Here is an 11,119-nt window from a genome sequence, read left to right as displayed (position 1 = left end):
CCTCCGGGAGGTGAGCGCGGACGGCGGACCCGGAGCGGGCCTCCCGGGCCAGGATCGCCGGTAGTCTTGCCCGGACCGTTTCCGCACCGAGCACCCAGCTCGGCGACCTCTGGAGCACCCTTTGGCACAGCCCTCCCGTCTCGACAGCGTCATCGCCCTGGCCAAGCGCCGCGGCTTCGTCTTCCAGTCGGGTGAGATCTACGGAGGCTCCCGCTCCGCGTGGGACTACGGGCCCCTCGGTGTGGAGCTCAAGGAGAACATCAAGCGCCAGTGGTGGCAGCGGTTCGTGCGCGGACGCGGGGACATGGTCGGCCTCGACTCCGCGGTGATCCTGCCCCGCAAGGTGTGGGAGGCCTCCGGCCACGTCGCGACCTTCACCGACCCGCTGGTGGAGTGCCTGCACTGCCACCACCGGTTCCGCGAGGACCACCTGCTCGAGGCGTTCGAGGCGAAGAAGGGCCGCGCCCCCGAGGGCGGCATGGCCGAGGTCGCCTGCCCGAACTGCGGCACCCGCGGCGAGTGGACCGAGCCCCGCGAGTTCTCCGGCATGCTCAAGACGTACCTCGGCCCGGTCGAGTCGGAAGAGGGCCTGAACTTCCTGCGCCCCGAGACGGCGCAGGGCATCTTCGTCGACTTCGCCCAGGTCGTGACGACCAGCCGCATGAAGCCCCCGTTCGGCATCGGTCAGGTCGGCAAGGCGTTCCGCAACGAGATCACGCCCGGCAACTTCATCTTCCGCACCCGCGAGTTCGAGCAGATGGAGATCGAGTACTTCGTGCCGCCGGCCTCGGCCGAGGAGCACTACGAGCAGTGGATCGCCGACTCGGTCGCGTTCTACACCGACCTCGGGATCGACCCCGAGAACCTGCGTCGCTTCGACGTGCCGGACGGTGAGCGGGCGCACTACTCCGACGCCACCGCCGACATCGAGTACCGCTTCGGCTTCACCGGCTCGGAGTGGGGCGAGCTGATGGGCGTCGCGAACCGCACCGACTTCGACCTGAACAACCACATCGAGGCGTCCGGCCAGGACCTCCGGTTCTTCGACCAGGCGGCCAACGAGAAGTACGTGCCGTACGTGATCGAGCCGTCGTTCGGGCTGACCCGAGCACTCATGGCGTTCCTGCTCGACTCGTACCACGAGGACGAGGCCCCCAACGCGAAGGGCGGCGTCGACAAGCGCACCGTCCTGCGCCTCGACCCGCGTCTGGCCCCGGTGAAGGCCGCCGTCCTGCCGCTGTCGCGCAACGAGCAGCTCTCGCCGGTCGCCCGCGGCCTGGCCGACGACCTGCGCAAGAACTGGAACGTGGACTTCGACGACGCCGGCGCCATCGGCCGTCGCTACCGTCGCCACGACGAGATCGGCACGCCGTTCTGCATCACGGTCGACTTCGACACGCTCGAGGACAAGGCGGTCACGGTGCGCGAGCGCGACACCATGGGCCAGGAGCGCGTCTCGCTCGACCAGCTGCAGGGGTACCTGGCGCAGCGGTTGCTCGGCGCGTAGGGGCCGCGCGGCTCCGCAAGACACCGGTGTTCGTGCGTCGCACACCCGCGATCGGGTGTTCGACCTGCGAACACCGGTGTTTTGCTGCCAGCGACGGGAATGCGCGCCGCACGACCGCGTTGGGGTCAGCATGAACGACTCCGTGAAGGTCGATGTCTGGTCGGACATCGCCTGCCCCTGGTGCTACATCGGCAAGCGCAAGTTCGAGGCCGGCGTCGCCGCGTTCGGCGCCTCGAGCGATGGCCGCCCCGTCGAGGTCGAGTACCACTCCTTCGAGCTGAGCCCGGACACCCCCGTCGACTTCGAGGGCACCGAGGCCGAGTTCCTCTCCGACCACAAGGGCATGCCCGTCGACCAGGCCCAGCAGATGCTCGACCAGGTCACCGCCATCGCCGCGGGCGTCGGCCTCCAGTACGACTTCGAGGCGATGCACCACACGAACACGGTGAAGGCCCACCAGGTCATCCACCTCGCCAAGCAGCACGGCAAGCAGCTCGAGATGGTCGAGCGCCTGTTCACCGCCTACTTCGAGCGGGGCGAGCACGTCGGACAGGAGTCCTCGCTCGCCGACCTGGCGGCGGAGATCGGCCTCGATCGCGACGAGGTCCTCAGCACCCTGCGCGACGACTCGCAGCTCGCGGCCGTCCGCGCCGACCAGGCCCAGGCGCAGGCCTACGGGATCAACGGCGTGCCGTTCTTCGTCATCGACGGCAAGTACGGCGTCTCCGGCGCGCAGGACCCGTCGGCCTTCGAGCAGGTCCTGTCGCAGGTCGTCGCGCTCCGCGAGACGACGCCCGACGAGGTCGCGGCCGCGACCGAGCGCGCCGCGGACGACGCGAGCGCGGACGTGGCGGCGACCCGATGACCGGCGCGACGATCAGCGACCAGGGCGCCGTGCGCCTCCAGGCCGTGACATCGGTACCGTCCGTCCCGGACGCGCTCACCGGCCTGGAGGCCCGCCCCGCCCTGTTGACGCTCGTCACGCCCGGCGGAGCGCCGGTGTGCGAGGGCGATGCGTGCCTGATCGACGCCGGCGCGTTCGCCGGCTCCGAGGGGGACTGGACCGAGGTGCCGGACTGACGTCCGTCATGTGGTCGGGGTGCTGCGCCCCCGTGCGGTCGTCGCGCCCCGACTCTGCGGGGCGCGACAGCTGCGCGGGGGCGCGATCCGTCCGTCGCCGGAACCGATCAGCCGCGCTGCGGTTCCTCGTCGGTGATGTCGGCGACGGTCGCGCCGTAGGCGGCGACGAGCGCGTCGGCGTCGACGAAGGCGCTCGCGCCGTGCCGTCCGGCACCGAGCGCGACGCGACGGCCGAGGATGCGCTCGTCGGCGTAGACCGGCAGCGCACCCCTGGCACCGATCGGCGTGATGGTGCCGCGCTCGTAGCCGGAGGCTTCGAGCGCGGTGGCGGCGTCGGGCATCGAGAGCTTGTTGACGCCGACGACCGTGCGGAGCTTCTTCCAGGCGATGCTGCGGCCGCCAGGCACCAGGGCGAGCAGGAACCCGCCGTCGTGGCGCTTCACCACCAGGGTCTTGACGATGTCGCCGGGCTCGATGCCGAGCAGGCCGGCTGCCTCGTGCAGGGAGTCCGCGGCCGGGCGCTCGACCACTTCGACCGGCAGGCCACGGGCCTGGGCGTCGGCGTCGAACCGGGTGCTGGCGTCGGTCGTCATGTGGAGAACGCTACCGGCGCGCACCGACGTGGGAAGATGGGACAGGTATGACGATCACACAAGCACCCGCCTCGCGAGTCGGCGGCCCCCTCCGCATCGGCCCGATCGAGGTCGACGTGCCCGTCGTGCTCGCGCCGATGGCCGGGATCACGAACATGGCGTACCGGCGGCTGTGCCGCGAGTACGGCGCCGGACTCTACGTGTGCGAGATGATCACCTCGCGTGCGCTGGTCGAACGGACCCCCGTGTCGATGCAGCTCATCCAGCACCACGAATCCGAGACCCCGCGGTCGATCCAGCTGTACGGCGTCGAGCCGAACACCGTGGCCGAGGCCGCGTCGATCCTGGTGGGCGAGGACCGTGCCGACCACATCGACCTGAACTTCGGGTGCCCGGTGCCCAAGGTCACCCGCAAGGGCGGCGGTGCTGCGCTGCCCTGGAAGCTCGACCTGTTCCGCGAACTCGTCACCAAGACCGTGCGCGCCGCCGGCGACGTCCCCGTCACGGTGAAGATGCGCAAGGGGATCGACGAGGACCACCTGACCTACCTCGACGCCGCCCGCATCGCGCGGGACGCCGGTGTCGCCGCGGTGTCACTGCACGCCCGCACCGCGAACGAGCACTACTCCGGGCAGGCCGACTGGTCCGCGATCGCCACGCTGAAGGAGACCGTCACCGACATCCCGATCCTCGGCAACGGCGACATCTGGTCGGCTGCCGACGCGCTCCGGATGATCGACGAGACCGGTGCTGACGGCGTGGTCGTCGGCCGTGGCTGCCTCGGCCGGCCGTGGTTGTTCGGCGACCTGGCCGCGGCGTTCCGCGGCGAGGGCCTGCGGTACATGCCGTCCCTCGGCGAGGTCGCCGACGGGTTCCGCCGGCACGCCGAGCTGCTCGTCGAGTTCTTCGGGTCCGAGGAGCACGGCTGCCGCGACATCCGCAAGCACGTGGCCTGGTACTTCAAGGGGTACCCGATCGGCAGCGACGTCCGGGCCGGCCTGGCGATGGCGTCGAGCCTGCAGGAGATCGACGACTTCCTCGGCCAGCTCGACCAGGACGCACCGTACCCGGGTGCCGACGCCGAGGGGCCGCGCGGTCGTGCCGGGCACCCGAAGCGCACCGCCCTGCCCGACCGCTGGCTCGAGAGCCGTGACGTCGACTCCGAGTTCCGCAAGGTCCTGGCCGCCGCCGAGCTGCACCACAGCGGCGGATGAGCGCCACCGCCTCGTACGGCCCGGCCGACGCGGAGCGCTGGCTCCCCGAAGAGCACGGCAACCGCCGCTCGGACTTCGCCCGTGACCGCGCCCGACTGCTGCACTCCAGTGCGCTCCGGCGTCTGGCCGCCAAGACCCAGGTGCTCAGCCCGACGGCGGGGCTCGACTTCGCCCGCAACCGGCTGACCCACTCGCTCGAGGTCGCGCAGGTCGGCCGCGAGCTCGCCGACTCGCTCGGACTCGACCCCGACGTGGTCGACACGGCGTGCCTGGCGCACGACATCGGGCACCCGCCGTTCGGGCACAACGGCGAGACCGCCGTGAACGCCTGGGCCACCGGCATCGGTGGCTTCGAGGGCAACGCGCAGACGCTCCGGCTGCTGACGCGGCTCGAGCCGAAGGTCTACGGCGTCCGGCCCGGCGCCGACGTCGACCGTCCGTTCGGGCTCAACCTGACCCGTGCGTCGTTGGACGCCAGCTGCAAGTACCCGTGGCCGGCTGCGCAAGGGGTGTCGGAGTCGTCGTCCGGCCGCACCAAGTTCGGCTTCTACGACGACGACCACGACGCCTTCGAGTGGCTCCGTGCCGGCGCGCCGCGCCGCCAGCGGTGCATCGAGGCGCAGGTGATGGACCTCGCCGACGACATCGCGTACTCGGTGCACGACTTCGAGGACGCCGTCGTCGCCGGGTTCATCGACGTCGCTGCCCTGGGCGACCGGGTCGGTGAGAACGACATCGTGACCGCCATGCACGCCTGGGTCGGCGACGACCTGAGCCGCGACGAGCTGCTCGAGGCGTTCGACCGCCTGCGCGCGCTGCCGCTCTGGATGACCGCGTACGACGGCTCCCGCCGAGACGCCGCACGCCTGAAGAACCTGACGTCGCAGCTGATCGGACGCTTCGCGCGCACCGCCACGACGGCCACCCGCGAGTCGTACGCCTCGGGGTCGCTCGTGCGGTTCGCCGCGTCGGTCGTCACCCCGCCCGAGATCATCGGCGAGATCGCGGTGCTCAAGGGCATCGTCGCGGCCTTCGTGATGACCCAGGGCGACCGTCAGCCCGTGTACGAGGACCAGCGCCGCGTGCTGACCGAACTGCTCGACGCGTTGGCGGCCACCGGGCCGTCCGACCTCGAGCCGGGTTTCGCCGCCGACTGGCACGCCGCTGGCGACGACGCCGGCCGTCTGCGTGCCGTCGTCGACCAGGTCGCGAGCCTGACCGACCAGGGTGCACTCGCGTGGCACCGACGTCTGGTGGTGGGTGACCGTGACCCGGTCCACATCCCCGTCTGACCGGTCCGCCGACGTCGGCCCCACGAACTAGGATCGAGGGGTGGCTGGCAGGATCGCGCGGAACGACATCGACGAGGTCCGCTCGCGTGTCAACATCGCCGACGTCGTGGGCGACTACGTCACGCTGAAGCACGCGGGCGTCGGGTCGATGAAGGGCCTCTGCCCCTTCCACGACGAACGCTCGCCGTCCTTCCACGTCCGGCCCCAGGTCGGCCGCTACCACTGCTTCGGCTGCGGCGAGGACGGCGACGTCTTCAGCTTCATCATGGCGCAGGACCACACCACCTTCGCCGAGGCCGTCGAGCGCATGGCCGCGAAGATCGGCTTCACCCTGCACTACGAAGAGGGCGACGGGCCGCGCACCGACTACAACACCCGGGCCCGGCTGATCGCCGCGAACGAAGCCGCGCTCGAGTACTTCACGGGGCAGCTGACCACCGCTGCCGCCGACCCGGCCCGCCGGTTCCTGGGGGAGCGCGGGTTCGACCCCTCGGCCGCCCAGCACTTCGGCGTCGGGTTCGCCCCGAAGTCCTACGACATGCTCAAGGACCACCTGCGCGGGCGCGGCTTCACAATGGAAGAGCTCGTGTCCGCCGGCCTCGTCAGCCAGGGTGACCGCTCGCCGTACGACCGGTTCCGCGGGCGCCTGATGTGGCCCATCCGCGACGTCACCGGGGCCACCATCGGCTTCGGGGCGCGCCGCCTGCTCGAGGACGACAAGGGCCCGAAGTACCTCAACACGCCCGAGACCCCGATCTACCACAAGAGCCAGGTGCTCTACGGGCTCGACCTCGCCCGGCGCGACATCTCGAAGCAGAAGCAGGTCGTCATCGTCGAGGGGTACACCGACGTCATGGCCTGTCACGTCGCCGGCGTCACCACCGCCGTCGCCACCTGCGGAACGTCGTTCGGCGTCGACCACATCAAGGTGCTGCGCCCGATGCTCGGTGACCTGGCGGGAGCCGACCCGAACGCCAACGGCGAGGTCGTGTTCACGTTCGACCCCGACGAGGCCGGGCAGCGTGCTGCGTCACGCGCCTTCGCGGAGGAACAGCGGTTCGCGGCGCAGACCTACGTCGCCGTCGCACCCGGCGGGCTCGACCCGTGCGACCTCCGGCTCGCCCGCGGTGACGACGCCATCCGCCGCCTGGTCACGAACAAGCGCCCGATGTTCGAGTTCATGATCCGTCGCACGCTCGACGGCCATGACCTCGAGACCGTCGAGGGGCGCGTCGGTGCCCTGCGTGCGGCCGCGCCCGTGCTCGCCGGCATCCGCGACCGCTCGCTGACGCAGGGATACGTGCGCGAACTCGCCGGCTGGCTCGGCATGGAGATCCCCGAGGTCCGTCGGTCGGTCGAGACCGCCAGACGGCGTGCGGGCTCCGCCGGGCAGGACGACCGGTCCGCAGGCGCGGGGCGCGACGGTCGTGCCGGAACCGGCACCGACGGGGCAGACACCCCCGACGAGCCCGTCGCCGGGATCCGCTCGCTGCCGAACGACCCCATCAGCCGCATGGAGCGCGACGCCGTGATGGCGATGGTGCAGCAGCCCACGTCCGTCGGGGCACCGATGCTCGGTCTCGCCGCGTCGGCCACGTTCTCGACGCCCATGCTCGCCGCCGTCCGGGACGCCGTGGTCGCCAACGTCGACGTCATCGGCGCGGGGGACTGGCTCGACCGGCTGCTCGCCGACGTGCCAGCGCCCCTCCGCACCCTGACGCACGAACTCGCCCTCGCACCGATCCCCGCGCGCAACGCGGAGGACTTGGCGGCCTACTGCCGGAGCATCGTCGTGGCCCTGGTCGAGCGTGACCTGCTCGCCCGCAAGGCCTCGTTGCTCGGACAGCTGCAGCGCGCCGACCCGCACGAGCATGCAGAGCGCCGCGCCGAGATCCAGCGGCAGCTCGTCGACATCGACGGGCAGCGGATGCGGTTGCGCGCCGACGCCGAGGCGTCCTAGCGCTCCTCGAGCGGCTGTTCCGGGGTGCGCGAGGTCGCCCCGGTCGCACGACGCGCCGCGTGCGTGTCGCCGAGGTCGCACGAACTGTCGCCCGGTCGGGCTGCGAGCGGCAGTTCGTGCGACCTCGGGGTTCGTGAGTGGTCGGGACGTGCCGCGTGTGGGGCGTCGAGTGGTCGCGAAGCGTCGGTTGACAGGGGTCCGGCCGACGGAACGTGACCGCGCGGGGTGGGGCGGGCGGTGCGTCGTGACCGCTCGGCGGAAGCGAGAGGCGGGGCGGGAGCAGGGTGGGCCTCCCGGCCGGGTGTACGGGGTCGCAGGCCGCGCCGCCGGCGCACCATCGAGGTCGCACGAACTGTTGCCGGTCGTCCCGTCGGACGGCAGTTCGGGCAATTCCATGACGGGAGCGGACGGGAACGGGCGGGAACGAGCGCGGGACCGCCCCGGTTGCACCACGCAACTTTCGTGCGTGACGCGCCGCTCGACTCCGGCGGAATCATGCAGCACGCAGCGCGCCCGTGCATTACAGCGGTGTAAACAAATCGCCCCCGGTTCGTTCTGTTCCGTGACAGGGTGGTACCAATGAGCGTTCCTGGCCGGGCACACAGACGTTCCACCCTCCGGCCCAGGACTCTTGCAATCATGACCAGAGAGGCAGCGGACATGGCATCCGTGACCAAGTGGGGCAAGCGCGGCATCGCGCTCGGCGCCGGTGCAGCAGCGACGGCGCTGGTGCTGACCGGCTGCGCGAGCAGCAGCGTGAGTGACACCGAACTGAACGGCCTGAGCATCGGGACGACGGACAAGATCACGTCGCTCGACCCGGCCGGTTCCTACGACAACGGCTCCTTCGCCGTGCAGAACCAGGTGTTCCCGTTCCTGATGAACACGCCCGTGGGGAGCCCGGACGTCGAGCCGGACATCGCCACGAAGGCGGAGTTCACGAACCCGACCACCTACGAGGTCACCCTCAAGGACGGGCTCGAGTTCGCGAACGGCAACAAGCTCACCTCGAGCGACGTGAAGTTCTCGTTCGACCGCGAGCTGAAGATCAACAACGAGAACGGTCCGCAGTCGCTGCTGGCCAACCTCAAGAGCATCGACACCCCGGACGACACCACCGTGGTGTTCAACCTCGACCACGCCGACCAGACCTGGCCGCAGGTGCTCTCGAGCCCCGCTGGCCCGATCGTCGACGAGGACGTCTTCAGCGCGACGAAGCTCACCAGCGCCGACGACATCGTCAAGGGCAAGGCCTTCGCCGGGCAGTACCAGATCAGCTCCTACAAGGAGAACGACACGATCCAGTACAAGACGAACCCGAAGTACGACGGCCTCCTCGGCAAGGCGAAGACCGACGAGGTCACCGCCAGCTACTACACCAAGGAGACCGACCTGAAGCTCGCCGTGCAGAAGGGCGACGTCGACGTGGCGTACCGCTCCCTGACGCCGACCGACATCTCGGACCTGCGCAAGGACGACTCCCTCAAGGTCACCGACGGCCCCGGCGGCGAGATCCGCTACGTGGTCTTCAACTTCAAGACCCAGCCGTTCGGCACCGGGCAGGACGACGCCGACGAGGCGAAGGCCCTGGCCGTGCGGCAGGCCGCCGCCGACGTGGTCGACCGTGCCCAGCTCGCGAAGGAGGTCTACAACGACACCTTCACCCCGCTCTACTCGATGGTCCCGGACGGCCTGACCGGCGCGGTCCAGCCGTTCAAGGAGATGTACGGCGACGGCGACGGCGGCGCGGACGTGGCCAAGGCGAAGAAGACGCTGTCGGACGCCGGCGTCACGGGCAAGGTGCAGCTGGACATCCAGTACGCGCCCGACCACTACGGTTCGGCCTCGGACGACGAGTACGCGCTGCTCAAGCAGCAGCTCGAGGACTCCGGTCTGTTCACCGTCAACATCCAGTCGACGGTCTACACGACCTACGCCCAGGAGCGCACCAAGGACGCCTACCCCGTGTACCAGCTCGGCTGGTTCCCGGACTTCTCCGACGCCGACAACTACCTGTCGCCGTTCTTCACCAAGGAGAACTTCGTCCAGAACCACTACGACGACCCGGAGATCCAGGACCTCATCGCGAAGGAGCAGGCCGAGTCCGACCCGGACAAGCGTGCTGACCTGATCGGGCAGGCCCAGGAGCGCGAGGCCACCCAGATCTCGACGCTGCCGCTGCTGCAGGGCAAGTCCGTCGCGGTCGCCGGCAAGGACGTCAAGGGCCTGACCCTCGACGCCTCGTTCAAGTTCCGGTACGCCACCCTGAGCAAGTAGCACCAAGCCCCACGTGCAGGCCGCGGGCGTTCCCACGAGGAGCGCCCGCGTGCCTGTGCAACGGCGACGAAAGGCACCCACCCCGTGACCCTCAGCACTCCCGAGGCGACGCAGGACGTGAACGGCACCGATCCCACCAAGCCACAGGCACAACGCAGTGCCAAGAGCAGTGGTGGCGGACTCGGCCGGTACATCCTCGTCAGGTTCCTCCTCATCATCCCGACCGTCTTCATCCTGGTGACGCTCGTGTTCTTCCTGATGCGCGTCATCGGGAACCCGATCACCGCGTCGGTCGGTGGTCGACTCACGCCGAGCCAGCTGCAGGAACGCCTGCACGCCGCCGGGTACGACCGGCCGGTGCTCGTGCAGTACTTCGAGTACCTCGGCAACATCCTGCGCGGCGACTTCGGCACCTCGTCGACGGACAACCGTCCGATCACCGACATCATCGTCACGTACGGCGGTGCGACCGCGGAGCTCGTGTTTTACGCGCTCATCGTCGCGCTCGTGCTCGGCATCCCGCTCGGCATGCTCGCCGCGTACACGCGCGACAAGTGGCCCGACGTGCTGCTCCGTGCGCTCGCGATCCTGACCTACGCCACGCCGGTGTTCTTCGGCGGTCTGCTGCTGAAGCTCGTCTTCTCGGTGTGGCTCGGCTGGCTGCCCCTCGGCGACCGTGCCTCGACCCGGGTGTCGCTCATCCTCGACGGCATCCCCGGCGCGAGCGGCATCTACATCATCGACGCACTCCGCACCGGCAACGCCGCGGTCATCGGCGACGTGCTCCAGCACGCCGTCCTGCCCGCGCTGACGCTCGGTCTGCTCACCGCCGGCATCTTCCTGCGCCTGGTGCGCGCGAACATGATCGGCTCGCTCGGCTCCGAGTACGTCGACGCCGCCCGGTCCCGCGGCGTGCGCGAGTCGCGGTTGGTGCGCACCCACGCGTTCCGTCCGGCCCTCGTGCCGATCATCACCGTGATGGGGCTGCAGATCGCGATGCTCCTGGGCGGCTCGGTGCTCACCGAGACGACCTTCGGGTGGCGCGGCCTGGGCTTCGAGCTCAACCAGTACCTGTCGGCCCGTGACTTCGTCGCGGTGCAGGGCATCGTCGCGATGCTGGCGGTGATCGTCGCGGTGACCAACTTCATCGTCGACGTCGTCGCCGCCCTCATCGACCCGAGAGTGAGGTTCTGACG

General features: G+C 70.1%; 9 protein-coding genes. 8 read left to right on the top strand and 1 reads right to left on the bottom strand.

The genetic code is table 11. The annotated features are described in order from the left end of the window. Window positions 1–121: 121 nt before the first annotated feature. The 3 genes from H7A73_RS15390 to H7A73_RS15380 all read left to right on the top strand — a co-directional run bounded on the left by H7A73_RS15390 (window position 122) and on the right by H7A73_RS15380 (window position 2,587). Window positions 122–1,507: a glycine--tRNA ligase gene (locus H7A73_RS15390; protein WP_182066757.1), complete on the top strand. Its 1,386-nt coding sequence runs from the start codon at window positions 122–124 to the stop codon at window positions 1,505–1,507. A 130-nt stretch (window positions 1,508–1,637) separates the two neighbouring features. Continuing rightward, the gene (locus H7A73_RS15385; RefSeq protein ID WP_182066756.1) at window positions 1,638–2,372 is read left to right on the top strand and encodes a DsbA family protein; all 735 of its coding nucleotides are present in this window, start codon (window positions 1,638–1,640) and stop codon (window positions 2,370–2,372) included. Continuing rightward, window positions 2,369–2,587 (top strand): hypothetical protein, encoded by a 219-nt coding sequence (locus tag H7A73_RS15380; RefSeq protein ID WP_182066755.1) that lies wholly within the window; start codon window positions 2,369–2,371, stop codon window positions 2,585–2,587. Before H7A73_RS15385 ends, H7A73_RS15380 begins: the two co-directional genes overlap by 4 nt. 107 nt (window positions 2,588–2,694) lie before the next feature. On the opposite strand, the gene H7A73_RS15375 is transcribed toward H7A73_RS15380, so the two are convergent. Next, a complete protein-coding gene (locus tag H7A73_RS15375) occupies window positions 2,695–3,180 on the bottom strand; it encodes an aminoacyl-tRNA deacylase (RefSeq protein WP_182066754.1) in 486 nt (161 codons plus the stop codon). A 47-nt stretch (window positions 3,181–3,227) separates the two neighbouring features. Here H7A73_RS15375 and dusB point away from each other — a divergent pair, with 47 nt between their 5' ends. The 5 genes from dusB to H7A73_RS15350 all read left to right on the top strand — a co-directional run bounded on the left by dusB (window position 3,228) and on the right by H7A73_RS15350 (window position 11,117). Next, on the top strand, window positions 3,228–4,394 hold the full coding sequence (gene dusB / locus H7A73_RS15370) for a tRNA dihydrouridine synthase DusB (RefSeq protein WP_182066753.1): 1,167 nt from the start codon (window positions 3,228–3,230) through the stop codon (window positions 4,392–4,394). Continuing rightward, on the top strand, window positions 4,391–5,686 hold the full coding sequence (locus H7A73_RS15365) for a deoxyguanosinetriphosphate triphosphohydrolase (protein WP_182066752.1): 1,296 nt from the start codon (window positions 4,391–4,393) through the stop codon (window positions 5,684–5,686). Before dusB ends, H7A73_RS15365 begins: the two co-directional genes overlap by 4 nt. 40 nt (window positions 5,687–5,726) lie before the next feature. Further along, the gene (gene dnaG, locus H7A73_RS15360) at window positions 5,727–7,646 is read left to right on the top strand and encodes a DNA primase (RefSeq protein WP_182066751.1); all 1,920 of its coding nucleotides are present in this window, start codon (window positions 5,727–5,729) and stop codon (window positions 7,644–7,646) included. Between the two features lie 660 nt (window positions 7,647–8,306). Continuing rightward, window positions 8,307–9,923 carry an ABC transporter substrate-binding protein gene (locus H7A73_RS15355; protein ID WP_182066750.1) on the top strand — a complete coding sequence of 539 codons (1,617 nt, stop codon included), beginning with the start codon at window positions 8,307–8,309 and terminating at the stop codon, window positions 9,921–9,923. 117 nt (window positions 9,924–10,040) lie between these two features. Further along, entirely contained in the window at window positions 10,041–11,117 is a 1,077-nt protein-coding gene (locus H7A73_RS15350; protein WP_111235184.1) for an ABC transporter permease, read from the top strand. Window positions 11,118–11,119: the final 2 nt, after the last annotated feature.

Origin of the sequence: Curtobacterium sp. ME12 (genome assembly GCF_903970855.1) — a bacterium.
GTDB classification, from domain to species: Bacteria; Actinomycetota; Actinomycetes; order Actinomycetales; family Microbacteriaceae; genus Curtobacterium; species Curtobacterium poinsettiae_A.
This window is presented reverse-complemented; position numbering and strand designations above follow the sequence as displayed.

Excerpts from the sequence above, each read along its gene's own strand:
- H7A73_RS15385 (WP_182066756.1), top strand. The coding sequence starts at position 1,638 with ATGAACGACTCCGTGAAGGTCGATGTCTGGTCGGACATCGCCTGCCCC.
- H7A73_RS15355 (WP_182066750.1), top strand. The coding sequence starts at position 8,307 with ATGGCATCCGTGACCAAGTGGGGCAAGCGCGGCATCGCGCTCGGCGCC.
- H7A73_RS15375 (WP_182066754.1), bottom strand. The coding sequence starts at position 3,180 with ATGACGACCGACGCCAGCACCCGGTTCGACGCCGACGCCCAGGCCCGT.
- H7A73_RS15380 (WP_182066755.1), top strand. The coding sequence starts at position 2,369 with ATGACCGGCGCGACGATCAGCGACCAGGGCGCCGTGCGCCTCCAGGCC.
- dusB (WP_182066753.1), top strand. The coding sequence starts at position 3,228 with ATGACGATCACACAAGCACCCGCCTCGCGAGTCGGCGGCCCCCTCCGC.
- H7A73_RS15365 (WP_182066752.1), top strand. The coding sequence starts at position 4,391 with ATGAGCGCCACCGCCTCGTACGGCCCGGCCGACGCGGAGCGCTGGCTC.